Genomic DNA, 25,585 nt, shown 5'->3' on the forward strand with positions numbered 1-25,585 from the left:
GCCGAGCCTAAGAGCCGAACCACGGCGGTCTTCACAAGTGAAGCCCCTACGAAAATCATCTTACCCGTCCGTAAAACGGCAAACCTACGCAAAGGCCGCGTCTCCATCCCTGGTAAGCGTTACTTCATCACGCTGTGCGTTAAAGATCGAAAGACCTCTCTGTTGGAGCCTGCCTTGGCGGCGGCGATTCTAAACATCTGGCGTCGGCAACACACGGACCAGGATTACACCTTTCACTGCGGCACACTGATGCCGGAGCATATTCATTTTTTATGCACGCTGGGGGATCGCATTTCACTGGGACAATGCATCATCAAATTTAAAGCGAAAACTAAGGCGGCCCTCGCAGCTGCGGGCCTGGAGTGGCAGCGCGATTTTTACGATCACGGTCTGCGCGCGGATGACGCGATGGAAAGCTTTGCGCGCTATATATTTCTGAACCCTTATCGAAAATCGTTGCTGCCTCTGACTGAGCAATGGCTGCATTGGCATTGCAGCCAGGAGTATACGCCGGAGTTTGTGCAACACTTAGATGGCAATGGCACGCCGCCGGAGCCGTGGATTGTTGACTCGATAGGCGCGCAAGAATTGATCGAAATAGATACTGCTTCAGGTGAATGGGTGTAGGGGCTTCACGAGTGAAGCCCCTACGTTTCCATCCTACGCTTGTCATCTGGATCAACTCTCTCAAGTTTTCGTATATGAACAAAGCTGACATCGTAGACGTCCTTGAGGACATTGCCGTGCTCTTAGAGCTCAAGGGAGAGAACCCGTTTAAAATTCGTGCCTATTCCGGGGGCGCGCGGGTGTTGGAGACGATGGAAGACGACTTGGGCGAGGTGATCGCCGAGGGGCGGCTGGGCTCGATCAAGGGAATCGGCTCCGCGCTGGTGGATAAGATCGAAACACTGCACGCGACCGGTGAGCTGGAGTATTATACCAAGCTGCGCGCTTCCATTGCGCCAGGCTTGATCGAGATGATGGACATTCCTGGCCTCGGCGGCAAGAAGGTGAAAAAGCTGCACGACGCACTTGGCGTGGAAAGCATCGACGCGCTCAAGGCTGCCTGCGAAGCGGGCGAGGTGTCGGCGCTCAAGGGCTTTGGTAAAAAGTCAGAAGAAAAGATTTTGACCGGCATCGCCAATCGGGCGGCTTATGCCAAACGCCACCTGTGGTGGGAGGCGCGCACGGTGGCCGAGCCCATTCTGGCTGGCTTGCGTGACTTGCCACAGGTCGAGCAAGCGGAAGCGGCGGGCAGTCTGCGGCGTTTAAAAGAAACCGTGGGTGATTTGGACTTCATCGTGGCGAGCTCTGAGCCGCAAGCGGTGATGGATTGGTTTGTGGGGCAAGATTCTGTGCAGGAGGTGACTGCGCACGGGGAGACGAAGTCCAGCGTGCGCTTTGAGTCCGGCCTGCAGGCTGACCTGCGAGTGGTGCCGATGGCGCAGTTCGCCTTTGCGCTGCATCATTTCACCGGCTCGAAGGAGCACAATGTCGCCATGCGCCAGCGCGCGCTGAGCCGTGGCTACAGTTTGAGCGAGTGGGGGCTAAAGCCTTCGTCGAACTCAGGCAGTGGGGAGATGGAAGTGGAGCCTTCGACAGGCTCAGCTCAGGGGAGTGGAGAGTTGGAAGTTTCTTCGGAGCAGGAACTGTTTGAATTTTTGGGCTTACAGATGATTGCGCCTGAGTTACGTGAGGGAATGGGCGAGGTTGAGCGCTATGAGCTGGGGGGGGATTCAGTGCCTTCGCTGCTGGAGCTCTCGCAGTTGCGTGGGGTCTTTCATAATCACACCACCGCATCCGATGGGCGGGGCACGATCGAAGAGATGGCGGAGGCGGCGGAGGCGCTTGGCTTCGATTACCTCGGTCTGGCCGATCACTCGAAGGCGAGTTATCAGGCGAATGGACTGAGCGATGCGCGCGTTTTGAAACAGTTGGAGCAAATCCGCGCCTTTAATGAGTCGGGCGAATCGGCGGTGCATGTGTTTTCGGGTATCGAGTGTGACATTTTACCGGACGGCTCTCTTGATCTCGAGGATGCAACCTTGGCCGCGCTGGATTATACGGTGATGTCGGTGCACTCCAGTTTTAGTCAATCGGAAGCGGAGATGACCGCACGGGTGATTCGCGCGATCGAGCATCCGGGCACAGTAATGCTGGGGCATCCCACAGGGCGTATTTTGCTGCGGCGTGAGCCGTACAAGATCGACCTGCAAAAGGTGATCGACGCTGCCATTGCCAACAAGGTGATCATCGAGATCAATGCCAACCCCAAGCGGCTGGACATGGATTGGCGCCTCTGGCGTAGAGCCGCCGAGAAGGGGCTGATGTGCGCCATCAATCCCGATGCGCACAGCACGGAGGGGCTGGCGTATTACGCGGCTGGCGTGAATATCGCGCGCAAGGGCGGCATTCCTACAGAGCAGATTCTAAACTGCCGGGACTGCGCGGGCGTCGCACAGTGGTTTGCTGAGCGCAGATAGTCGTCCTGCTCACTCAGAGTGCAAGAACGCCCGGCTATGTGCTCACAGCCGGGCGTTGATATGACATTATCTGGATGTGCAGAGAGGATACAGCGAAGGCTATAGCTCAAAGCCTTCTATCAATTAGGCTGATAGCTGTATCCATCTACGCTTAGAATCTAACACAGTCCTGCTTTAGATTTCTACCCGCATACGGAGTAAAAATAGCCCATTTAGACCACTTCTAAGAATATATGATCTACAAGATTGGCCTTTGCGTAGCTTCGAAACTTTGTTGCGGGGGGCGATCGGCATCGCCCCGGTTCCGAGAACCGAGGTTACAAAAGACATATCTATTAGGACCAAAATTTATTCGAATGGGTATTGGACTAGCCGCAGCCAATCCAGTTTTGATTTTAGATATCGAGGAATGAGACTCAGTATCACATCGGGCTTGCAATTTTGTCGAAGTTCGGATTTGTATGCGGCGAGTGCATGTATTCCGCATCGCTCATTCGCAGCACAAAAAAATAATTCATTCGATTCATATTCACCGGCATGGTATTGGAACAAACAGAGGCAAACATGCGGCCATTCCACGATTGGAAGGCAGCATTGGCCGGCGCGTCCGATTTGGAGCAGCGCTTTGATGCCTGGGTGTTTTTGAATGCTTCGAGTGTCTTGTTAAGCGAGAAGACCGGTGAGCTGCTGTCCTTGGACCTCGAGGAAATGGGGATGTCGGTGGCGCAGGTCGAGGCAGGTCTCGCGCGTTTGGCGGCTCAATGGGGCTTTGATTTTCGTTTGTTGATCGAGAGCAATGGTCTGCAGAAATTTATTATTTTCCAAACTGAGCGGCTGCAAGCTGTGTTGGAGAGCGCGCCTTATTGCGTCATGGGAGCGCAGCTGAATTATCGTTACCCATTAAGCGCGGGCAGTTTTATTGATGAGTTACGCGAGCGCTGGCGTCTGCACGGCACGATTCCGCATGAGATCGGCGTTGCTTTAGGTTATCCCTTAGATGATGTCTTTGGCTACATGGGTCTGTTGCCACTCTCCTGCAAAGGCGTGTGCGGCTGGCAGGTTTACGGCTGTATGAAAGAGTCGCAGCGGCGCAGTTGCGCTTTTAATAATGCGCGCTGTCAGGCTTTGATTTTTCTTTCGCAGATAGCGGGCGTCTCGGCTAGCTAAGCTGCATGCACACCTTACTCACAACAATGCCGCACCCCTTGGCAGGTCGTGCGGCATGTAAGGTGTGCTGTGCGAGAAATCTACGTGGTCGCTGGGCTACTTCTTGACGATGGCGTCGGTTGGGCACTGTGGCACACAACGGACGGCGCCCATGTTGGAGCAGCTATTACACTGATCGGCATCGACTACGTAAGTTTTATCAGTGGCATGGGCACTGATCGCATTGCGCGGGCATACCGGACGGCAGGCATCGCACATGACACATAGATCTGGTTTGATTAGATACATGATGATTGATTTTTTTGTAATGTGCTTCGAGGCACGCCGAGTGCGAACCTGCCTTTATTGAGACTCAGGTCTGGGCGAATAGCAAGCAAGATTTAGGTTTATCGGATGCTTAACTTGTTATTTAACAGTGAATTGTGAATTTTTAGCGTTATTGAGACTCAGTAGCTTCTTGTTTTGTTCTTATTGAGAATCGTTGTCAGTTTATTATAATTCCAGATCCTGTGTGGGCGCTGTAGGATCGATTGTTGAAAATGAGAGTCTTGAGTGCGTTTAACTCTGTGCTTTTCTTTAAATCAAAGATGAGCTGATCTAGGGATATGCTCACAAAACAACACGCCATCGTCATGTGGATTATCTGGTTTGCCCAGTTACAGGCGGCCTTCATTTTTCAATTTTTTCTAGCAGGTGGATTTTCAAAGGAAACGAACGTGGTCGAACCGATGGCGATCTGGCTTTGGTTCCTTTGTCTGGTTCCCCTAGTGTTGGCGACAGGTATCCGTTGGTTGGGCATTCCGAAAATGACGCAACCGAACCAGCAGTTGGCGACCATGATCATCGGTCTCGCCCTGTGTGAGGCCAGTGTGCTGAGTAGTATCTTTTTGGTGGCACCGGATTACCCGCAATACCAGATCGGTATTCTGATGGTGGCGGTGGTCAGCATTATTCAATTTGCCCCCAGTTATGCCACGCCCGGGTATAAGCTGGAAGAGCGCTGAAATAGAGACGCGAGTAATGTCCTTTCAATTGAATCGTATCGTCCCGTGGGGCAGGACTTTTGATGAGTATGTGGCTATGTTTGAAAGTTTAGATTTTCACCTTTCGAGTATTCTCTTTTAAAGATCGCGGCGGTGGGTTTGTCTTTGCCGGCCTTGCCGATGCGGCGTTGCAGTTCCCAACCCGGGATCTGTGGCTCTAAGTTGCCGGGCAGTTCGAGTATCACGCGGGCCTCGGGGAGGGCGATGGCTTCGACTGCTTGGGTGAAGATGCGGCCGATCTCGTCGGCGATGATGTGGTAGGGAGGGTCGAGGAAGATTAAGTCGTAGGCGGGGCTATTGACATCGAGGCTGAAGACGTCGCGGGATACGACCTTGGCGACTTCAGTATTCAATTGGCAACTACGCAGGGCGGCGCGTACGTTTTCTTGTAGGCATTTGAGGGCCGCGCGGTCGGTTTCGAAGAAGCTGACACTGGCAGCGCCGCGGCTGAGTGCTTCGAGTCCGTAGCTACCGGTGCCGGCAAAGAGGTCTGCGACACGACAGCCTTCGACGCTAGGCCCCAGGCTGGAAAAGACCGACTCGCGCATGCGGTCGGTCGCGGGGCGGGTGCCGTCGCCTTTGGGGGCTTTGAGTGGAATGCCGCGTGCGCGGCCGCCTGTGATTCTCATGAATCACCCCCTGTTGAACATCGAATATCGAACATCGAACGCTGAACGTTGAATATTCTGACCCCGAGGCGAGATAAACGGAGCATTCGGTCGGTGTTGGACGTTCGATGTTCGACGTTCATCGTACCGCTTGCCAGACGCGCAGTAGGCTTTCGACGAGTTGTGGGAATTCGCCGAGTGGCACTTGGCTGGCGGCGTCGGAGATGGCTTTTTCGGGGTTCGGGTGTGTTTCGAGAAAGACACCATTGGCGCCCGCTGCGATGGCGGCACGAGCGAGGGGGGCGACATATTCGCGCTGTCCGCCGCTGATACCGCCGGCACCTCCGGGGATCTGCACGCTGTGGGTGGCGTCGATAATTGTCGGGTGGCCGTTGCCTGCCATGATGCTGAAGCTGCGCATGTCGACGACAAGATTTTGGTAGCCGAAGGTGGTGCCGCGGTCGGTTTGCCAGATTTCTGCCGCGCCGGCTTCTTCCAGTTTATTGGTGACGAACTCCATTTCGTAGGGCGAGAGGAACTGGCCCTTTTTGACATTGATCGCGCAGTCGGTGGCGGCCGCCGCGACCAGTAGGTCGGTTTGACGGCAGAGAAAGGCAGGGATTTGCAGCGCATCCACGACCTCGCCTACTGTGGCGCATTGATCAGGTGTGTGGATGTCGGTGATCGTCTTGAAGCCATATTCAGCTTTAATGGTTTGGAAAATTTCCATGCCTGCTTCCAGGCCGGTGCCGCGGTCGCTGCCGATGGAGGTGCGGTTGGCTTTGTCGAAGGAGCCTTTGAATAGGATGTTGAGTTCCGGGTGCTTTTGTTGGAGCGCCGCCAGCGTGTCGGCTACCGGGCGGCAAGTTTCGAGGCTTTCGAGTGAGCAGGGGCCTGCGAGCACGAGGAGTTTTTCGGAATCGTATATCATGCGGGTGATTAAGAGTGGCAATCTGTGAAAGGCCAAGCTTGCAGTTGAGCAATGAATCCTCGGGGCCTTAGTCCACGCCGATTTGGTTGGCTAGGTGCGTGCGTATGGCTGGTTCGAGTTCGGCAGTTTGCACCCATTCGAGCGCTTGGTGTGGCTGACTGCGCGACCATTGAATGATGCTGTCGGTCAGTCGCAGGATGCGGCGGTCAGGATCGTCGATAGTATTGGCCCATGCGGCGGCGGCTTCGGGCTCGAAGGCTTGGATGCTTTCGCTAAAACCGTAGGCAGCGGCATCGCGCAATTCACCGGCGGGTTGCTCGTTGAGCCATTCAGAAGCTGCGATGGAGTCGCTTTCGGCCCAGACTTGCATCAGGCTGTTGGCGTATTCTGCGGAGTAGATTGGATCTTCGGGGGCTAGCTTGGCCAGCCATTGGGCGGTGCGGATCGGGTCGGCTTGTGCGCGACCTGTCACGAAGGAGCTGACTGCGATGGAGGCGTAGTTATTGTCTGCTAAATCACGCACGAATAATTCGGCATCTTGTGGGGCTTGTTGGCTGAATTGGAGAATCGTCTGGCTGAGGAGCTCGTAGTTGCCATTAAACTCAGCTTCGCTCAATGCCCAGATGCTGGCTGCCTTGGGGTCTGTTTGGGTCCAGGACTGGGCGAGTGCTAGAGTGGCCTCTGTGCGGATGGGGCCGTTGGCGAGGCCCGTAACCCAAGCGAGGGCTGCATCGGGGTCGGTTTGTACCCATTTCGCGGCCAAGGTCTTTGCGGCGGTGGTTTTACTGCCGTCGTTGGCCATGCCGTCGATCCACTCCGCGGCCGCGGTGGGATTGCGTTCTGCCCAGAGTTCGACACCGTTGCTGAGAGTTTCCAGCCGTGCAAGGCCCTGCGCATTGGATTCCAGCCAGAGTAGTGCGGCTTCAGAGTCCTGAGTGGCCCAGAGGGCGACAACTTCCAGCATGCCTCGCAGGCGCTCACTGCCTGTATGCTGATTTTGTAGCCAGAGCATTGTAGCTTCCGGATCTATTTCCGCCCGGCGGCGTGTTTCTGCTAGAAAGCTGTCCTTGGTGGCTGCCTGTGCAATGGGCGTGAGCACCGGATTTCCAGGGCTCGGGGCTGTGTTTGCGATGGGCTTTAAGAGCGGAGGGTGAATCTGGCTGAGGAGTGGGCGCGTGATTTGGCTGAGGAGCGGCAGGGTGATGCGCGCCAACAATGGTTGTTGAGAGGCATTCCCACTGGCTTCGATGGGGCTTAGGATTGGGGCGCTGCTACTTGCTGTGGCGACTTGCCGCTCGGCGCGCAGAGCATCCAGTTCGACGCGTAAATTTATAACATGCGGCAGTGCACACAGTAGTGCGAGGTCGGCAGCTACGATGAGGGCACTTTTAGCAAAGCCTGTAATCATAATTTAAAAAAGTCTCTGGTGTTTTGGCTACTGCGTGCGGCCAGCTCTGGGGCCTCCATGGCGAGCGCTTGGGCGCAGCGCTCCGCGATGTGTGTGAGGTAGGCGGGCTCGTTGGGCTTGCCACGGTGGGGTTCCGGGGTGAGGTAAGGGCAGTCCGTTTCGAGCATCAGGCGCTCGATGCCTTGTTGGCGTAGGGCTTCGCGGACCTTGTTGGCGCTTTTGTAAGTGGTGATGCCGGTAAAGGAGGCGCGGCCGCCGCGTTGATTGATCTGGGCGATTTCTTCGGCGCCATAGGTGAAACAGTGGTAAACGATGCGTCGCCAGTCGATGCCCGACTCGTCGATTAACTGCATACTTTCGGCAAAAGCTTCGCGGCTGTGAATGATGACCGGGCAGTCCAGTTCACTGGCCAGCATCAGCTGTTGGCGGAAGGCAGCTTCTTGCAGTAGAATCGTTTCGCCTGCTTGCACCGGGTCTTTGGGCAGGTGGAAGTAGTCCAAGCCGATTTCGCCGAAGGCAACGGGCGCGTGAGGCGGCATGAAAAAGGTACTGATCTGGCTGACGGCGGCTTCCCAGTCAGCATCGACGTAACAAGGGTGTACACCTACGGTGTAGTCGATTTTACCCGCATATGCGGCGTGCATCTCGCGGTAGGGCACCCAATCGGCAGGCGAGGTGCCGACGGTGATGAAGTGCTGCACGCCAGCTGCGGCCGCGCGCGCTAGCATGGGCTCCAGTTCGCCTTTGTCTTTAAAGCTCTTTAGGTGGCAGTGACTATCGATGAGTTCCATAGGCTTAAACAGCCTGTTGGAATTTGAACTACTTGGAAGCGTAAAACTGCGCGTATTTTGTTTCGAGAGGGATCGGGTTTTATGCCTTCTCGCTGGCCTCCGGTCTAGTCGGGCCATTGAGCGAGACCCATACTAAAATCAGGCAAGCCCAGTAAGTGAGCCCGCCCACGATCTCGTGCATTAGATGGTAGTGTTCCATCAGCGAGGGCGCGAGTATGACGATGATCACGATGCGGAGGGTGTTGAAAATAAAGCCAATGATCACACCGGCCAGCATGTTGAGGCAGAGGTCGAAGACGTTGAGGCGTCGGTAAATCGCTAGCAATAATGCCAGCAGCAGACTGGTGAGTATGACGCCGAAGCCATTACACTCTGAGGCCACATGGAAGGGATAGTCATTGACCCTTAAGATCAGCATCGGTGGACCCCCCTCTTGCCCGACCAGCCCGAGATCGGTGCTCTGGCCGAATAGCCCGAGCACATAGCCGCTCCACTGGCCGGCCATCGAGCGTAAGGGCCAGTCCAGTGGTTCCATTAAGATGCTCAGTAATAAGAATGCGCACAGCGTGCCCGCCACTGTGCGGCTGAGTCGTTGTGTGTCAGCGCCGAATACAAAGCGCACCATCGCGGCCAGTGCACAGCAATAGGCTGGGATAATGAGTAGACCGGTCCATTCGACTTTGACGATGAGGGGGATGAGGTAAGTCGCTAATAGCAGGCCGTAGGCCGCGTAGAGTGCACGGCGCGCGGAGGCGTTGAGCTCTAAAGGCTGGGTGACTGTCACGCCACCGAAGCGCACCAATAGCACCGAAGCGGCGACCAGCACGATCAACGCATTGAAAATACGACTTTGATCGTTAGCCGTTTGCGCGAACCAAGTTGTCAGCGGCCATAGCGCAGCCGTGAGTAGTCCAAAGAGCAAAACGTGCAACCAGAAGCTAGGTTGACGGTATTTCTCGGTGAAGCTGCTAGCTAGTTGTTGGCGAATGGGCATGGTGATCAATTTTAGAGGTTCGCGAAAGATGCGCGAGCAGCTCATTATTTAAGACTTTTGATTATTGAGACGGTTCCAAAGCTTCGCGACTTGGGATCGTAAAGCTTATGCGTGCACCGCCCGCTTCGGGACTGTCCGCAGTGATACTCCCTTTGTGTGCTTGGATAAATTCCTTGCAGAGCAACAGGCCTAAGCCACTGCCTTTTTGTCCATCGGTGTCGGTGCGGATTGAATCGTAATCCTTCGGCAGGAAGAGCCCGTCGATCGTTTCCTCGGGTAGGCCGATGCCGTTGTCGGTGAAGGTGAAGCGTGTGCCGCCGCTGACTTTCTGGATTTCGGCTCTGACCCAGCCACCTAGCGGCGTGAACTTGATGGCGTTGCTGGTTAGGTTCCTGATTACAGTAGAGAGCATTTCGATATCGGCCCAAACCATCGGCTGATCGTATGGCGCGAAAATGAGGTCGATGTGTTTGGCGGTGGCCCGTGCCTGCATCGAGTTTAAGATGCTTTCGACTAAGTCGGCGGCTGAGACCATTTCTCGATTGGTGTTCAGTTGCCCTTGTTGTCCACGCGCCCATGATAGCAGGCGGGTGAGGAGCTCATATGTCTTTTCGCTCTCTTTGCGCAGCATCGATACCTCCTTCGCGGGGATGCCTTCTTTGAGTTGTTCATAGTCTTGCAGCAGGTGTAGTTGCGCACCGATAGGAGATTTTAAATCGTGCGCGATGATTGCGAAGAACTGATCCTTCGAGCGATTCAGAGTTTCAAGGGCGGTTGTGCGTTCTGCAACCATTTGCTCTAGGTTTGCGTTGATTGCTTCTAATTGCTTGCTGTGCCTTTGTAGTCCACGACTGAGGCCAGTGTAATGGCGAACCAAAACTACGATGAAAGTGGCTCCCAGTAGCAGTGGTCCGATGTATTCTGAACGAGGCGCGAAGGGTAAAATGCCGTGTGCCGTGAGACCATTGTAGACCATCACGAGGTAGAGCAGCCAGAGTCCGCAGGCTAGGATCTTTTGGTTCGTGTCTCCCTTGAGCGCGGCCAGTGATAGGCTGACTGTGAGCAATAATACCGTAAAGAATGCGAGCACGTCAAAATACAGGTAGAAATGCGGGAGATTGACGCCGCCGAAAGTGGAAAGCGTCATGGCAGCGATGAAAAAGATGAAGTGCACGATCCAGACCAGTTGGTGCGCGCACCATATTCCTTTGCCGTAAAGCGCCCGCACAAAGCCTGCCATGGTAATTGGGAGGAAGAAGTAGCTTCCCGCTTCGAAGAATCGCCAGAAGACCGGGTTGAATATCAGTACTTGTTTGATCTGTGATTCTGAGATGGGGATCAGACCTAGATTGAGTAAGAATACCCCCATGATGAGTGTCGGTACGCGCAGGCTGATCAAGTTGGAAAGTAGCATTGCGATGCCACAGACGATTAGAACCAGTCCGACTAGGAAAGGCAGCAGGTCCTCGCGTAGGATGTATTGCAGGTGGGCGTATTCACTCCCGAGCATGACTTCGCCCCAGAGGCCTATGTCCGTGTGGTCGGAATAAATGCGAAAGTAGAGGTATTTGCCGGCACTGTTGTGTGGTAAGTCGATTAAGTGCCATGGCCAGCCTTCGAATTTACCAGTGCCATCTGAGCCGAAGCTGCCGTAATTGTAGATTAACTGGCTCTCGAGGTAAACTTCGACGATCAGATCGACGCTGTAGATGTAAAGTGACTGCCCTGGGAGTTGCCCCTCGGGCAGGCGGTAGCGATACCAGACTTGGTTGCGCCCCTCGCGGAATGGAGGATTGCTCGGAAAGTCGATACTCAGCCAGTCCAGGTCGTTCTGCTCTTGCGTCCACTCTGGCGTGCCTTCGGAGATCGGCGAGTCACCCCAGCGGTATTGCCAGCCGTCGGCTAAGGGCGTGCGGGCATGGTTGCCTTGGCTGGATGCCTCGACCGCAAGCGCTCCAAGGCAGAGCATGATCAGGACCAGACCCAGCCAAAGCTTGCTGCGAGATACAGAGAGGAAAGGGACGGAAGCCATTATTCAAAATCCACCACCGGCGCGCTCGCGGCTTCGCTGACAGCTTCGAAGTAAGCCTCCTTCTTTTCGAAGCCCATATTATTGGCGATCCGCACGGCAGGGAAGGTGCGGATGGTGGTGTTGTAGGCCTGCACACTTTCGTTGTAGCGGCGGCGCTCCACCGAGACGCGGTTTTCGGTGCCAGCGAGTTCGTCTTGTAGGCGTAGGAAATTTTGGTTCGATTTGAGGTCGGGGTAGCGCTCGGAAATCACCATCAGCTTGCCTAAGGCAGCTTCCAGGCCAGTCGCCGCTTGAGCTTTTTCGGAGACGCTGCCCGCTTGGGCCCATTGGCTGCGCAGGGCCGTGACTTCGGTCAGCACCTCGCGCTCCTGCTTGGCAAAGCCCTTGACGGTATTGACCAAGTTCGGGATCAGGTCAAAGCGGCGCTGCAGCACATTCTCCACTTGCGCCCAATTGGCGTCGACGGCTTCGTCCTGTGTGACGATGCGGTTATAGATGCCTTTGATGTAAAAATACCCGATCAATACCATCAGTAGCACTACGCCGAGTGCAATGAGAGAGCCGAATAGGCAGCCGTTTCTTTGTTGTTTCATCATAGGACTAGAGAGTTTTTTGCGGGAGGCAGTTTATTCGCCAGCATTCACTCGGTCGAGAAGAGTTTCGATTTGTTCCAAGTAGCGAGCCAATAGTGCGCGGTAATCTTGTTTTGTTGCTAAGCCTTGCACGCTTTGTGCCTTGAGCGTGTGAATACTTTCGAAGGCATCGATGGGGCTGTTCAAAGCTGTGCCCAGTGCGCGCGTGGCAGCCAACTTATCCGTCGGCACTGAGTCGCCAAAGAGGCGCAGCGCACCGCGGCATACCGTTTGAAAGGAGCTGAGTGAGTCGATTAATAGGTGTGGTAGCTCTTGCTGTGGTTTGCGAAGTTGCAAGTATGCCTGCCTTAGCTTGAGCAGTTTTGAGCGAAGTTCGAATTCGACCTGCTGGCGTAGGTGGGCGGGATTGACCTCTATGCCGCGCAGCGGATCGTCGCCATGGAGCACGCGGTGCGATTCCACAATGTCCAGCATTTCCATTGGAAACACATCGGCCGAGGCGCGAAAGCGCTCTGGAGTGAAGCAGAGTGGGGCGGGGTTGCCGGCCTGCTGCCATTTGGCACTGGGGGCACGTATTGCGTCCAGATTGGCCACGCTCCATGTGTCTGCGAGTAGCAGCAAATTGTAGTCGGAGCGCCCTGGGATGTAGTCGCCCGCCGCGGAAGAGCCGTAGAGGACCACTGCCTGTAGCTGACTCGCCAGCGCTGCTTTGATTGATTCAGTAAATGTTTCCGGTTTCATGATGATGTCTCCTTGTTAAAAAATGTTTACCAGCCGCCGGATGCGCCGCCGCCTCCGCTCATGCCGCCACCAAAGCCGCCACTGCTGAAGCCGCCTCCGCCGCCGAAGCCCCCGCGCGAGGAACTGCCGCCGTAATAGCCGCCGCCTCCGTAGTAACGCCGGCGACCGTAGCGTCGACCGCCGTAGCCCCCACCGCCGCCGCCACCTTGATTGCGAATCGCACTATAGATGACGAAGACCACGAATAGACTGAAAAATATAAAGACCAGTGGATTGTCGCGATCGCGCTTAGAGCTTTGCGGACGCGTTGCTTGCTGGGCGAGTTCGACCCCGTAGTGCTTGGCCACTATGTTGGCTAGGGCGAGTGCCCCGGCTTCCACGCCTTTTTCCATTTGATTATGCTTAAAGTAGGCCAGCACATATTGATCACGGATCTGGCCTGCGCGTCCGTCGGGAATCACGCCCTCCAGCCCGTAGCCGACTTCGATCCGCATCTTGCGCTCTTTTACTGCGATCAGTAGCATCACGCCATTGTCTTTGCCCGCCTCGCCGACGCCCCATTTTTCAAATAAGCGGTTGGTAAAGTCATCGATCTGGCCGCCCTGCATAGAGGGCAGCGTCACCACCACGAGCGAGGCGCCCGTCTTGGCTCGCAGTCCATCCAGAATGCCACGCAGGCGTTGTTCCGTATTGCTAGACAGTAAGTTCGCGCGATCCGTGATGCTGCCTGTCGGCTCCAGTTGGGCGATCAATTGCTCGCTGGTTGCGGCACTCAGTGGAGTACTCAGTAAGAGTGCCCAGCCGCAAAGTAGAATCAGTATTCTTCGATACATAGAACTGTGCAGCCTTTCAGGAGCTCGCTTCAATGACAATGGGAAAGTCGTATCAGAACGGCAGATGCAGCATATATTTTTCTAGACCTTGCAGGAAATTTCGACTAATCTATTGATTGTCATGGCAGCTGTTGAATATTCTGGAGAAATCCCCGCTGAACGCGCCAGCTGGGAGGAGCTGCATGTTCAAATCGCAGCCATTCATGCGAATGAGCGTTTGATGCAAATTTTGGGTGAGTTGCCGGATGAAATCCTGCTGTTGAATCAAAATCGGCAGATTATTTATGTCAATGAAGTCGCGCTCAAGTGCTTGGGCGTCCAGGACCCTGCAGAGGTCTATGGCTGTCGGCCTGGAGAGGTATTTGGCTGTGTGCATGCTAGCCAGGGGGCGGGTGGTTGCGGCACTTCCGAGCATTGCAGTTTCTGTGGCGGGCTAAGAGTGATTATGAATAGCCTGAACGGGTATGCAGATGTGCAAAAATGTCGTATCGCTCGTGCTGAGGGAGCAGCGCCTCTGGATATGATCGTGCATGGGATTCCAATCAATCTGCTCGGGATGTCACTGTCCTTGGTCTGTTGTCAGCCCAGCGCGAGCGAAAAGAACAAGCAGGTCGCTGTGGCGCGTTTCCGAGTTCAGCGCTATGCGGCCTATCTGGAGGAAATCTGAGCATGCTGCAGACGATCTTTAATTTCTTAGTCCTTTTAGCCTTCGGCGTCATCCTTGTCTTCGCAGTGGGCACAGCTTTGCATTTTAAGCTTAAAAAGCAGAATCAACAAAGCCGCGAGGAAGCCTTGAAGGTGCAAAGCGACGAGCCCTCAGACTAGGGGCATTCATTGTAGGTGAGGCCGTGAGCGCATCCGTAGGAAACGTCCGTTCCAGCTACTGAAACTGTTTCTGAAATTCTTCGAAGGCGGCCTTTAACCTGTCGAGTTCCGTTTGGAGCGCCTCCACCGTGGTTTCCAGCTCTTGAATGCGTGCATCGCGACTGCTGAGTGGGCTCGGCGTGGTGATGACTGCTTCGTCGCTGGCATTTTCTGCCTCAGCGCTTAGCTCGGGTTCGCCGGAGAGCAGGTGCTGGTAACGTACTTCTTTTTTACCGGGAGAGCGGGGCAATTGCATCCAAAGCGGCCGCTCGACGTCTTCGCTGATCTCTTGCAGCGTCGCCTCGACTTCGGCTGTGCTGGCAAAGGAGTGCATGCGCTCGCAGCGGGTGCGTAGCTCACCGAGTGTTTGGGGGCCGCGCAGTAATAATACGGTGAGTAGTGCCTTGCCGGCTTTATCCAGCCCGATCAGTTCATCCATATTATGGCGATACTTGGCGACGCGTGAGCCGGCCACGTCTACGCGGAACACGAATTTCTTTTTGCGCAGGTCGTCGATCGATTCCAGCACGGTTTCTTCGTCGTATTGCACCACAGGCTGGCGGTTGGACTTTTGGTTACAGGCTAATAGCAAGCTGTTTAGTGTGAGTGGGTAGGCGTCAGGTGTGGTGGCCGCTTTTTCGAGTAAGCAGCCGAGCACGCGTGCGTCGATATCGGTGAGGAGTGGGTACGTTTCGTTGTCCATGTATGCGGTGGGGGTGTTTTCTTAAAAAAAGCCGCCCCGGAAAGGGGGCGGCTTTGGATTAAAGGATGCTGCGGGTCTGGAGCCTCAGCTTGTGCCGTAAGGCTTTAAAACCCTGATAGGGCTATGCCTTGGCGTTCTTGTAGTTTTCTTCAGCCGCGTTCCAGTCGACCACATTCCAGAATGCTTCGATGTACTTCGGACGAAGGTTTTGATACTTTAGGTAGTAGGCGTGTTCCCAAACGTCGAGGCCGATGACAGGCTTGCCTTCAACTTCTACGACTCCTGTCATGCAAGGGCAGTCTTGGTTGGGAGTGGAAGTCACAGCCAGTGAGCCATCTGCTTTGACGATGAGCCATGCCCAGCCAGAGCCGAAGCGTGTGGCACCTGCATCTGCAAATGCTTCTTTGAACGCGTCGAAACCGCCGAGTTCTGCGTCGATCGCTGCTGCGAGTTCACCGACAGGAGCGCCGCCGCCGTTGGGGCTGAGGATCTTCCAGAAGAAGCTGTGGTTGGCGTGGCCACCACCGTTGTTACGTACTGCGCCGCGCTTTTCAGCGGGGACAGCGTCGAGGTTACCAATGATTTCGCAAATGCTCTTGTCTTCGAGGCCGGTGCCTTCGAGTGCTCCGTTGAGCTTTGTGACGTATGCATTGTGATGCTTGTCATGGTGGATTTCCATTGTGCGCGCATCAAAATGCGGCTCAAGCGCATCATTTGCGTAAGGGAGTGCGGGTAGTTCGTGTGCCATAGTTTTTACTATAATTTAGGTTTAGTTTTCTGAGAGAGAAAGCAAGACGATGGGGAGTCTGTGAGTCACTGTCAAATGGCTGGTTGGAAATTATTCGGAGTCCGCTAGTTTTGCGTTCTTTTTTTCGAGACGTTTTTTGTCGAAGAAAGCCTTTAGAATCTGGTGATTGAGTTCTTCCAGCACGCCGCCGATGGATTCAAATTTGTGATTACTTTGCGGCAGTGCGCCGAGATCAGTGGCGCCGCCCACGCAGCCCATCTTAGGGTCGGGCAGGCCGTAGTAGACTTTACCGATGCGTGCGATCACCAGTGCCCCCGAGCACATGGGGCAGGGCTCTTTAGTCACGTAGAGGGTGCACTCGTTGAGTCGCCAGTCGCCTAAGCTGTTAGCTGCCTGGGAGATGGCTAGTATCTCCGCGTGGGCGGTCGGGTCGTTGGCAGAGCGCGATTGATTGTGAGCGGCGGCGATGATGCGCCCTTGGTGCTCGATGACGGCACCGATCGGCACTTCGTCTTTTTTCCACGCCTCGATTGCCTCGTTGTAGGCATGGGTCATGTAGTAGTCCGCATCGCGGTTCAGTTCGGAAGGATAGATTTTTTCAAAGGGAGAGATCATGACTGGCCTGAGTGAAGCTATAGGGCTGAATGGATGGGTGCTGAGCGATGTGAGAGCATTCTTGACTTTTAGTATAAAGACGATTGTCTCGCCGCTTTCCTAATTATCTATGGCAAAAGCACAAAGCGAAGAATACGTTGAAGTCGAAGGCAAAATTGTAGCAGTCCTCCCGGGCACTATGTTTCGTGTCGAGCTTGCGAATGGGCACCAGGTGCTCGCTCACATCTCGGGAAAACTTCGCAAACACTTTATTAAGATCACGACTGGTGATACCGTAAAAATGGAGATGAGCCCTTACGACTTGGATAAGGCGCGCATCGTCTATCGCTTGCGTAATGCACATGTGCAGCGCAACGCACCAAAGCGCAGCTACGGCCCACGTCGTCGATAGCATTTACATGTGGCGGGAGCTTGCCGCTATTCATCGGCACATCGGCAGTTTTTGGGTGCTTCATAGGCGATTTATGCGTGGTGAGTTCGCCACGTAGGGGGGAGTCGTCATTGTGTCACTTTTAGTTTCCGTTTGATTCGATCCGATTCGAGAGTCAGTAGGCCCTTTTTTGAGAGCACCGCAGTCGCGGTGTTTTTTTATGAATGCTTGCCTCGACTTGAAAAAAAGTTACATAGGTGCTCTTTCCTACTTTTCTTCTATATTTCGATTTATGAATAAGCTATACGCCTCCATTACAGACACCGTGGGCAGCACGCCATTGGTGAAGATTAACAATACGACTGCCGGCTTGAATGCTGACATCTATGTGAAATGTGAATTTTTCAATCCACTTGCGAGCGTGAAGGACCGTATCGGCAAGGCGATGATCGAAGCTGGCGAGCGCGATGGTAAGATTGGTGAGGGCAGCATCATTATCGAGCCGACTTCCGGTAATACGGGTATTGCACTCGCTTTTGTCTGTGCCGCCAAGGGCTACAAGCTGATTTTGACCATGCCCGAGACCATGTCGGTCGAGCGCCGTGTGCTGCTGCGTATGCTCGGTGCCGAGATCGTCTTGACTCCTGGGCCGAAGGGCATGCCAGGGGCCATTGCGCGCGCTGAAGAGTTGGTCAAAGAGTATGGCGAAAAGGCCTACATGCCGCAGCAATTTGAAAACCCAGCCAACCCAGAGGCGCACCGCAAGACGACTGCCGAAGAAATTTGGGCCGCGACCGATGGTGATATCGACGCATTTGTTGCTGGTGTAGGCACGGGGGGCACCATTTCGGGTGTCTCTGAGGTGATCAAGTCTCGCAAGGAGTTGCTCACTGTGGCTGTGGAGCCTGTCAATAGCCCTGTTATTTCTGGCGGCGCTCCCGGACCTCACAAGATTCAGGGCATCGGTGCTGGCTTCATTCCCAAGAATTGCAACACCGACCTGATCGACGAGACTATCCAAGTTTCTAACGAAGATGCCTTTGCTACCGCCCAGGCCTTGGCTGAGAAAGATGGCCTGTTGGTCGGCATTTCCACGGGTGCCAATGTGTGGGCAGCCATGCAACTTGCGAAGCGTCCAGAGATGGCTGGCAAGCGCATCGTTACAGTCGCCTGCAGCTTCGGCGAACGCTACCTCTCCACTCCACTGGCTGAGAAGGCCCGCGAAGAGATGGCAGCGGCTACGGCAAGCTAAGCTTGCACTTTGTTTGCATCATTATTTTCAAGCCCTGATCCCACACGGGGTCGGGGCTTTTTATGTTTACCTTTAGCCCGATCTACGATCAGCCTACGGGCTCATCTAATTTACTTAAAATACCAATTAATATGTCCGTTACTGCAAAAATCCTTTTCCCCTGCGCCACACTTGCGGCCTTCATTTTCACAGCCTGTGGTTCCAATGCGGACGATTCTGTGAGTTCAAAGCTCAGCATTCCCGAAGCACCCGATGCCGCGATCGAAACCATCGCAAAAGAGTTGAGCGCTGGTAACGGTGAGATCCTCTGGGAGGCGATGCCTGCCAGTTATCAGAACGACGTGAATGCAATCGCACAGCTTGCAGGTGCCAAGGTCGATGCTGAAATCTACAACAAAGGCTTTGGCTTGCTCGAGCGCCTTGCAGATGTTGCGGATCAACAAAAGGCATTCATTTTAGGCACTCAATTAGGAGGCGAGAAGCCCGCTGAGCAGATTGCTCAAATTGAAGCCGCCTGGCCTTCGATTATTGGATTTTTTAAGACATTGACCAACAGCTCGCTGGCCAGTGCGGAGGGCCTGCAGGCTTTTGATGGGCGGGCGTTTTGCGCGACCACCGTGTCGACATTGGTTGAATACACTCAGGATCTTGCCAAGTTGAGTGAAGAGCCGAACCCATTGGATTTCGGCACCGTGAAACTACTGGAAAGCACTGGCAATACAGCTTCGCTGGAAATGACATTGCCCGATGGCACGGTGAATACTGAAGAGTTTTCCAAGGTGGAGAGCCGCTGGGTGCCGACCGAGCTGGCGAGCACTTGGGCCACAAATATCGCGGATACCAAGGCGCAACTCGAAGGCATTTCGCCCGAAGAGATGGCACAGAACAAGCCACAAATCATGGGCATGATCACTATGTTCGAAGGCATCTTGACTCAGATTGAAGCCGCGGAAACTCAAGAGCAATTCGACCAAGCACTGCAAGGTGCGATGATGCCAATCATGGGGCTCATGATGATGCAAGGCGGCATGGGCGGCGGTAGCGCCCCTGCAATGCCAGTCGCTCCGACGACGGCACCCTAAGTTGTTTTTTAGTGCAATCGTTTTGCTGAAGCTGACTCCAGCACTCGCGCTCGCTTGCGTTGCGGCCTCTTGGGCGCAGCCCAGCGCAGCTGTGCTGGATCAGCGCGCGCAATCCTGGAAACCGCAGCAAATGCAGGGCTCCGCCCAGCTTAGGATTGCGGAGATTGAGACGATTGTGCTGCCCGAGCAGCCGTCTGCCCAGCTGCGCGCTGCGGTCGACGACTTGTTGCTGCAGCTCCAAGCGCACACTGGGGCGGCCCCAAAACTAGTTTCCGAGGGGCGTCCGAAACATGCGCTTTATTTCGAGTTGCTGGCGGACGGGCGAGAAGGCGGCGCTTTTACCATTGCGCGTGAGCGCTCGCGCGTGACGATCCGCAGTGCGGAGCGGGCCGGCTGGAGTCATGCCTTGTATGCGATCATGGGCGAGCTCTTGGGCGCACGCTGGTATTGGGCAGGCGATTTGGGCTACGAATCTGTGCCAGTTACAAGCAGCTATTTCCCAAACCGAGCTTGGCGTGAGACACCCGCTTTTGTGCAGCGCCGGTTCTACCCCGTGAATACTGATTTCGCGCGTCGGAATCGCTTAAACTCCGTCTATTCCTTCAACCATAATTTAGCCAAAGTCTTTAATCGCGAACTGTTTGATTCGCAGCCCGAGTTGTTTGCGATGGTCAATGGATACCGCAAGCCACCGCGCGGCAGCGGTGGAACAGATCGGCAGCCGGACTTTACCCAGGCCGCCGCGGTCGAGGTCGCAGCTCAGGCCGCCTTACGGCATTTCGAGGCGAAGCCAGAGAGTCACAGTTTCTCGCTTTCGATTAACGACAATGTGCTCTTCGATACCAGCGAGCGAACTGAGGCCATAGTCAGCCCGCTGCGTTATTTTCGCGGGCGTCCCGATTACACCGATCTCGTTTTCGGCTTTATGAATCGTGTCGCAGAACGGGTCTTCGATCAAGCGGGGGCCTGGCAAACACCGTCAGGTGAGGACCGCTATCTGACCGCACTCTCCTATTATTGGACCGAGCCGGCGCCCAGCATACCCATTCACCCACGTGTCATGCCCGTGCTCACTTCAGACCGCGCGCAGTGGCACGACCCGGATTATCGTCAACAAGATCGAGCTTTGATTCGCGCATGGGTGGATTCCGGCGCCGAGCGGGTGGCGACTTGGGATTATTATTTTGGCGCCCCCTATCCTTACCCGCGTCAATTCAATCAATGGATCGCGGAGAGCCTGCAATATATGGCGGGCGAGGGGATTGATGTTTTCTTTTCGCAGTTGCCCTCCTTCTGGGGCCTGGACGGTGCCAAGGCATGGTTTAGTTCCGAGTTATTGTGGGATCCCCAGCAAGACGCCAGTGCCTTGCTGGATGAATATTACGACAATTTTTTTGGCCCCGCCTCACAGCCGATGCGTGCGTTCTACCAGACCGCCGAAGAGTATCGTAACCAACACGAGGGCCAGGCCGATTGGATTAAGCTCTACAAAGACGAAGCCAGCATTGCACTTTTTACACCTGCGATTTTGCAAGAGATGCGCGGCTATGTGCAGAGCGCGGCAGAGCTTGCCCGTGCGGCAAATGCTACGCCCGGGGCGGCTCCGTCGCGCTTTGAACAACGGGTGGAAGTAGTCTCGCAGGCCTTTCGTTTGACGGAGCTCTATGCGGACTTTGATCAGTCGCGTCGTGCATTAGTCGCCGCCTGTCTCGATCAAGTGGCCGCGGCACGCGTGGCCGCCTTACTTAAAACTTATCAAGCCGCCGATCGTGCCTATCGCGCTTACTTTGAGCATTATTTTGCGAATTCAGAGTATGCCCCTGCGCGGCGTCATCTAGAGCTCGAGCAATCCAATCCCGAGCGCTTGGCTCGCAGTGTGCTGGAGCGTGAGCAGGGTGCATTTGATAGCCTGTCTGAAGATCCAAAGCTACAACATCAGAGTCTGCGCGCTCGCAATTTTCTCGGGCCGCTGCTGCCCAAAGTCGCTGGATGGTTCCTGGATTATCGAGCCAGCGAGCACTTCAAGGTGGAAGCCAGCCTGCATGCACAGCAAGCCGATGCCGGGCTGCGCGTGTCGGGCGCCGATATCGTTTCGATCTTCCGCACCTTCCCCGTGGACTCGGGCGCTCGTTATGAATTCCGCCTACGCGGCAGCTGGCAAGTGAGCCTCGACAACCGGGCCAATGTGCATGTCGCCTGGCTCGATGCCGAAGGGCGCACGCTCGAGTCGGAAGTGCCGCTACGCCTGCCCATCGAGCATCGCGCCGAGCCCGCAGCGATTGCATTCGCTTTTGTCGCGCCGGAAAATGCCAGCGAGGTCCGCTTTCGAGTCGTGGTCTCGCGTCAATACCCCGGCGACTTCCTTGACTTAAGTGAACTCGACTTTGGTCGCCTGCGCTAGCCCAGCGGTAGTGAATTTTTCTGAATTCTACTTGCGACCTGTTGAGCTCAAAAGCTATCGTGGCAGGTTAAATCTGTACCGATGTCTTCGCGTTTATCCAGTCGTGTGTATAATACAGCCGCCCTTGAAGTGTGGTTTAATAATGTGGGCCTGGATTGGGAGCAGTCCTTCGCTCGGGAGACCTTGCGTCGGGGGCGCGAGATCTATCGCCAAGGGCAAATTTCAGGCGTCGAACTCGCCGATGACGAGGCGATTGTACATTGTCAATTCGCTCGCAAAGACACCTGCTACGCGGTGATTGAATGGACGGCTCAAGGGCCCAAAGTCCGCAGTTCGATCGACGACGACGCCTTGGGCGAGGCAGTGGCCGTTGGTGGCATTTATGAAATCGAAGAACTGATCGCCGACGAGATTGATCCCTTGCCCTACGAGCCCAAGCCCGCTGAAGCCGAGCAGGCCTCAGAGGATACGGCGGAAAGTGAGCCCGAAGTTCCTGTCGACGACACCCCCGCCCGTCGTTTGACGCCCCAGCTCGAAGGTCTGCGCTCAGGGCTCCGGTTGACCGCCTACTGGGTGAATGAAGACTTCTCTCGCGAGCCCGCCTTTCGCAGCGATGGGGTGCCCATGCACTCGTCGGAACGCGAGATTTTGGTGCGACTGACTGCGAAAGCGCGCGAGTCCGGCTTTCAGTTCCGCCGCGAGTCCAACGACTATATCCTTTACGACCCCGAGCGGATCGCGCCCTTTTTTAGCCATACGCTCAAACGTTGGGAGAATGTTTTTAGTTTTATAGACCTCGATCTCGAAGCGCAACGCATGGCGGAAGGCGTGCGGGAGGTCAAAGTGATCGGGCGCGTGGAATCCGCCGGCAAGGAGCAGATGCGGGTCGACTGGCGTTTGAAGTTAGGGCGCCAGTGGTTGGACCCCGAAGATGCCGAGCGACTGGCCAAAGCCGGGCGGGGCACGCATGTCGTGCGCGGGCTCGGGCTGGTGCGAATCGGCGAGGAACAGTCGGCTGCACTTGCGGAGTGGCGCGTGGCCGCGGCGACCAATCAGGAAGCCGCGCAAACCTGGCCGCGCTATATGGTCTTTTCCCTCTTTAGCGAACGCGGCGCAGAGCTCGACCTCGAAGAAGAACTGTCCGAATGGCGCAATCATTTGCTCGAGCAAGACTGCGACGACGAAAAAGCCCTGCCCGAATTTTTGCGCGACTATCAAGCGCAAGGCGTGCGTTGGATGGCGAAGCTGCGCGAACTCGGCTGCCATGGCTTATTGGCCGACGAGATGGGGCTCGGTAAGACTCTGCAGGTGTTGACGCTCTTGCAGTATTATCCTCACGCAGAGAAGGACAGTCTGATCGTATGCCCCGCCAGCGTGGTCCCAGTGTGGGAGAGTGAAGCGCGGCGCTGGTATCCAGAAATTCAGACAGAAGTCCTCTCCAGCGGAAACGACTTTTCTCAAAAGAGCTTAGGCGCGCCCCGGCTATGGATTGCGAGTTATACGCAGCTGCGCCGACATAAGCACTTGCTAGACGCCGCCCAATTTGGCTACGCCGTGCTAGATGAGGCGCAGCAGATTAAAAACCCCGACGCCAAGGTGACCCAAGCTTGCTGCTCGATTTCGGCCGAGTGCCGACTTGCGCTCACTGGCACACCGATCGAGAACCGCTTGTTAGACCTTTGGACGCTCTTTCGCTTTTTGATGCCAGGCTTGCTCGGCTCACGACGCCGCTTCGAGGAAGCGCTCGATTCCGAGAATACCAAATTTCGCGATAGCTTCGTCAAGCGCTTGCGGCAGCAATTGACCCCCTTCATCCTGCGCCGCCAAAAAGATAAGGTGGGCAAGGATCTGCCGCCCAAGGTCGAGATGGATCTCATTTGCCCCATCACTGCGCTGCAGCGGCAGACCTATGAGAATCTACTCGATCGAGGGCGAGATGAATTAGGCGACGACTTGCAGTCCGCCATGCAGACGCAGTCGATGCACTTCTTCTCCCTGCTCACGCGCTTACGCCAAGCCTGCTGCGATCCAGGACTCATCCCCGAGGTGCATGCCGACATTCAACAAAGCGGCAAAATACAAATGCTGCTGACACGGCTCGAAGATGCACTCAGCGGCGACGGCGCGCGCAAGGTCGTGATCTTTAGTCAGTTCGTGAGCATGCTCAAGCGCTTGAAGCCCCTGCTCAAAGAAGCCTTCCCCAAGGTGGCCCTACTCGAGTTGAGCGGGCGCACTAAGAACCGCTCGAAACCAGTCGATACCTTCCAGCAGACGAAAGGGCCCGCAGTGATCTTAGTCAGCTTACGAGCCGGGGGCACCGGTATCACACTGCATGCGGCCGATTATGTCTTCCTGCTAGATCCGTGGTGGAATCCCGCCGTCGAGAGCCAAGCAGTCGACCGCGTGCACCGCATCGGCCAAGATCGCCGCGTATTCGTGTACCGCATGATAACGCAAGGCACCATCGAAGAGCGCATCCAGCACCTTAAAAAGGAAAAACGCGAACTCTTCGAGAGCACCCTCGGTCACCTTGGTAGTGCCAAAGACTTGGCCGAGCACTTCGGAGACCTCGAAGAACTCGCAAAGTTACTGCCGCCCGAAAGCTAAGCTTTCTAGTCGATGGAGCATTCGATGTTCAATGTTGGACCCATGCTTCGCCTAAAGGCTACGCAGGGCAAGCAGTTCGACGTTCCCAGTGTTCCCGCTCCGCTCTTACATAACATCCTCAGCGCTATTCGGCCGCTTTGAACCTTCAACATGCAGATAGATTCGCGTCGTCTCCCGCGTAAAAGGCTGCGCCTTAGCCCAACGGGGGAAACGTATAGTTTTCATGGCAAGCACAATTGGTGCTCAAAAAAGCGCCAAATAGGAGGGGGGACTCAGCGAGTGCACGAATCGTCGGAAACATAATCTTGATATCACACATCATTTTGACTTACCTACCGACCATCCAGTCGACCGTAATCCCCCGATAGGACTAAAGCCTCAGCTATACAAATCAAACGGTTCCATCGAAAAATACCTCACAATCAAACAAGACACCACCCCTAGTTATCATTCACTCAGTGAATGATACAACACTGTTCACTAAATAAAAAATGGATAAGATCATAGACCTCATCTCTCAACCCTGGCTAGGGACACTTCTGGGCATAACAGGTCTGGTCGCGGCAGTTTTCTTTTTTCGCAAATCACGGAGAATTACCCGCTTAGCCTACCAGAGAGATTCTGTCTCGCTGGTAGGAGGAGCTGATGCAGCATTTCCCGAAGAATTGTCGATCCAATACTCAGGTAAGGTTGTCCCCCGAGTAACTGCTGAAAAAATCGTAATGTGGAATAGTGGGAATACGACCATAGGAGCTAGGTAGTGTTTTTAATTAACGCGATTAGTATAACGTAAATTTAATGATCTTAACACTTGCAACTTTGTTTACAAATTTCAGCTTTAGTAGCTGTCATGCAACAAGATCGAATACATCTGAACGACGAGGCCTGGTCAGGCTTAAAAAAATTAATGATTTCCGCAGTACGCTAACGGGGATCCAGCGCCGAGGCCCCAAGCCCCAAAACGATCGTGAAATGCTGGAGGCGATGCTTTGGATCCTCCGAACAGGAGCACCTTGGCGGGATCTCCCCAAAAGTTTTCCCTCTTGGGAATCGGTTTACTCCCGGTTCCGCAGGTGGACGGAACTCGGCCTGTGGGCTCATTTGCTCGCCTATTTCCGAAGTGAGTTGGCCGACGAAGAATACCTGATGATCGACAGTTCCGGTGTCCGCGTGCATCAAGACGCCTCGCGTGTGAAGGAGGCAAACTTCCAGCAAGCAATGGGTAGGAGCAAAGGCGGTCTATCGACGAAGATCCACATGGCTTGCGACGGCTTGGGATACCCTCTGGGCTTCATACTCACAGGGGCGGAGCGGCACGA

The 25,585-nt window shown here is 55.1% G+C and carries 25 protein-coding genes; 12 read left to right on the forward strand and 13 right to left on the reverse strand.

Annotation, left to right across the window (positions count from 1 at the left end; translation table 11 throughout):
- From QEH52_RS16820 to QEH52_RS16830, 3 genes are all read left to right on the forward strand, one after another.
- On the forward strand, nt 1–627 hold a 627-nt coding region (locus QEH52_RS16820), incomplete at its 5' end, for an REP-associated tyrosine transposase (RefSeq protein ID WP_308952037.1).
- A 74-nt stretch (nt 628–701) separates the two neighbouring features.
- On the forward strand, nt 702–2,483 hold the full coding sequence (gene polX / locus QEH52_RS16825) for a DNA polymerase/3'-5' exonuclease PolX (protein WP_308952038.1): 1,782 nt from the start codon (nt 702–704) through the stop codon (nt 2,481–2,483).
- Nucleotides 2,484–3,047: 564 nt separating this feature from the next.
- Complete coding sequence (locus tag QEH52_RS16830; RefSeq protein WP_308952039.1) at nt 3,048–3,650, forward strand: DUF3793 family protein; 603 nt, start codon at nt 3,048–3,050, stop codon at nt 3,648–3,650.
- Nucleotides 3,651–3,746: 96 nt separating this feature from the next.
- On the opposite strand, the gene QEH52_RS20775 is transcribed toward QEH52_RS16830, so the two are convergent.
- Entirely contained in the window at nt 3,747–3,938 is a 192-nt protein-coding gene (locus QEH52_RS20775; RefSeq protein ID WP_425607093.1) for a 4Fe-4S binding protein, read from the reverse strand.
- A 317-nt stretch (nt 3,939–4,255) separates the two neighbouring features.
- Here QEH52_RS20775 and QEH52_RS16840 point away from each other — a divergent pair, with 317 nt between their 5' ends.
- Complete coding sequence (locus tag QEH52_RS16840; protein ID WP_308952042.1) at nt 4,256–4,654, forward strand: hypothetical protein; 399 nt, start codon at nt 4,256–4,258, stop codon at nt 4,652–4,654.
- Nucleotides 4,655–4,728: 74 nt separating this feature from the next.
- Here QEH52_RS16840 and rsmD read toward each other — a convergent pair whose 3' ends face one another.
- The 9 genes from rsmD to QEH52_RS16885 all read right to left on the reverse strand — a co-directional run bounded on the left by rsmD (nt 4,729) and on the right by QEH52_RS16885 (nt 13,624).
- The gene (gene rsmD / locus QEH52_RS16845) at nt 4,729–5,322 is read right to left on the reverse strand and encodes a 16S rRNA (guanine(966)-N(2))-methyltransferase RsmD (RefSeq protein WP_308952044.1); all 594 of its coding nucleotides are present in this window, start codon (nt 5,320–5,322) and stop codon (nt 4,729–4,731) included.
- Nucleotides 5,323–5,440: 118 nt separating this feature from the next.
- A complete protein-coding gene (gene kdsA / locus QEH52_RS16850) occupies nt 5,441–6,232 on the reverse strand; it encodes a 3-deoxy-8-phosphooctulonate synthase (RefSeq protein WP_308952045.1) in 792 nt (263 codons plus the stop codon).
- A gap of 67 nt (nt 6,233–6,299) precedes the next feature.
- Nucleotides 6,300–7,640, reverse strand: coding sequence for a hypothetical protein (locus tag QEH52_RS16855; protein WP_308952046.1), 1,341 nt, complete (start codon nt 7,638–7,640; stop codon nt 6,300–6,302).
- The gene (locus QEH52_RS16860; protein WP_308952047.1) at nt 7,637–8,431 is read right to left on the reverse strand and encodes a TatD family hydrolase; all 795 of its coding nucleotides are present in this window, start codon (nt 8,429–8,431) and stop codon (nt 7,637–7,639) included. Before QEH52_RS16860 ends, QEH52_RS16855 begins: the two co-directional genes overlap by 4 nt.
- A 79-nt stretch (nt 8,432–8,510) precedes the next feature.
- Nucleotides 8,511–9,425, reverse strand: coding sequence for an archaeosortase/exosortase family protein (locus QEH52_RS16865; protein WP_308952048.1), 915 nt, complete (start codon nt 9,423–9,425; stop codon nt 8,511–8,513).
- A gap of 61 nt (nt 9,426–9,486) precedes the next feature.
- Nucleotides 9,487–11,457 carry a sensor histidine kinase gene (locus QEH52_RS16870; protein WP_308952049.1) on the reverse strand — a complete coding sequence of 657 codons (1,971 nt, stop codon included), beginning with the start codon at nt 11,455–11,457 and terminating at the stop codon, nt 9,487–9,489.
- A complete protein-coding gene (locus QEH52_RS16875; RefSeq protein WP_308952050.1) occupies nt 11,457–12,053 on the reverse strand; it encodes a LemA family protein in 597 nt (198 codons plus the stop codon). The genes QEH52_RS16870 and QEH52_RS16875 overlap by 1 nt, the downstream gene beginning before the upstream one ends.
- A gap of 30 nt (nt 12,054–12,083) precedes the next feature.
- Entirely contained in the window at nt 12,084–12,791 is a 708-nt protein-coding gene (locus QEH52_RS16880; RefSeq protein ID WP_308952051.1) for a hypothetical protein, read from the reverse strand.
- 26 nt (nt 12,792–12,817) lie between these two features.
- On the reverse strand, nt 12,818–13,624 hold the full coding sequence (locus QEH52_RS16885; protein WP_308952052.1) for a TPM domain-containing protein: 807 nt from the start codon (nt 13,622–13,624) through the stop codon (nt 12,818–12,820).
- Between the two features lie 121 nt (nt 13,625–13,745).
- Here QEH52_RS16885 and QEH52_RS16890 point away from each other — a divergent pair, with 121 nt between their 5' ends.
- A complete protein-coding gene (locus QEH52_RS16890; protein WP_308952053.1) occupies nt 13,746–14,291 on the forward strand; it encodes a hypothetical protein in 546 nt (181 codons plus the stop codon).
- 2 nt (nt 14,292–14,293) lie between these two features.
- Nucleotides 14,294–14,449, forward strand: a complete 156-nt coding sequence (locus tag QEH52_RS16895; protein ID WP_308952054.1) for a hypothetical protein — start codon at nt 14,294–14,296, stop codon at nt 14,447–14,449.
- A gap of 55 nt (nt 14,450–14,504) precedes the next feature.
- Here the strand turns inward: QEH52_RS16895 and QEH52_RS16900 are convergent, their stop codons facing one another.
- The 3 genes from QEH52_RS16900 to tadA all read right to left on the reverse strand — a co-directional run bounded on the left by QEH52_RS16900 (nt 14,505) and on the right by tadA (nt 16,554).
- A complete protein-coding gene (locus tag QEH52_RS16900; protein WP_308952056.1) occupies nt 14,505–15,191 on the reverse strand; it encodes a YceH family protein in 687 nt (228 codons plus the stop codon).
- Nucleotides 15,192–15,312: 121 nt separating this feature from the next.
- Nucleotides 15,313–15,939, reverse strand: a complete 627-nt coding sequence (locus QEH52_RS16905) for a superoxide dismutase (RefSeq protein WP_308952057.1) — start codon at nt 15,937–15,939, stop codon at nt 15,313–15,315.
- 90 nt (nt 15,940–16,029) lie between these two features.
- Entirely contained in the window at nt 16,030–16,554 is a 525-nt protein-coding gene (gene tadA / locus QEH52_RS16910; protein WP_308952058.1) for a tRNA adenosine(34) deaminase TadA, read from the reverse strand.
- A gap of 109 nt (nt 16,555–16,663) precedes the next feature.
- Here tadA and infA point away from each other — a divergent pair, with 109 nt between their 5' ends.
- The 6 genes from infA to QEH52_RS16940 all read left to right on the forward strand — a co-directional run.
- Complete coding sequence (infA, locus tag QEH52_RS16915) at nt 16,664–16,945, forward strand: translation initiation factor IF-1 (RefSeq protein ID WP_345785319.1); 282 nt, start codon at nt 16,664–16,666, stop codon at nt 16,943–16,945.
- Nucleotides 16,946–17,216: 271 nt separating this feature from the next.
- Entirely contained in the window at nt 17,217–18,176 is a 960-nt protein-coding gene (cysK, locus tag QEH52_RS16920) for a cysteine synthase A (protein ID WP_308952059.1), read from the forward strand.
- Between the two features lie 131 nt (nt 18,177–18,307).
- The gene (locus tag QEH52_RS16925) at nt 18,308–19,258 is read left to right on the forward strand and encodes a hypothetical protein (protein WP_308952060.1); all 951 of its coding nucleotides are present in this window, start codon (nt 18,308–18,310) and stop codon (nt 19,256–19,258) included.
- A 22-nt stretch (nt 19,259–19,280) separates the two neighbouring features.
- A complete protein-coding gene (locus tag QEH52_RS16930; RefSeq protein ID WP_308952061.1) occupies nt 19,281–21,659 on the forward strand; it encodes a DUF4838 domain-containing protein in 2,379 nt (792 codons plus the stop codon).
- Between the two features lie 81 nt (nt 21,660–21,740).
- Nucleotides 21,741–24,266, forward strand: a complete 2,526-nt coding sequence (locus QEH52_RS16935) for a DEAD/DEAH box helicase (RefSeq protein ID WP_308952062.1) — start codon at nt 21,741–21,743, stop codon at nt 24,264–24,266.
- Nucleotides 24,267–25,238: 972 nt separating this feature from the next.
- Nucleotides 25,239–25,585 (forward strand): IS5 family transposase (locus QEH52_RS16940; protein WP_308952063.1); only part of this gene is annotated, 347 nt, incomplete at its 3' end.

The sequence above is a fragment of the Thalassobacterium maritimum genome, assembly GCF_031127805.1.
GTDB classification, from domain to species: Bacteria; Verrucomicrobiota; Verrucomicrobiia; order Opitutales; family Coraliomargaritaceae; genus Thalassobacterium; species Thalassobacterium maritimum.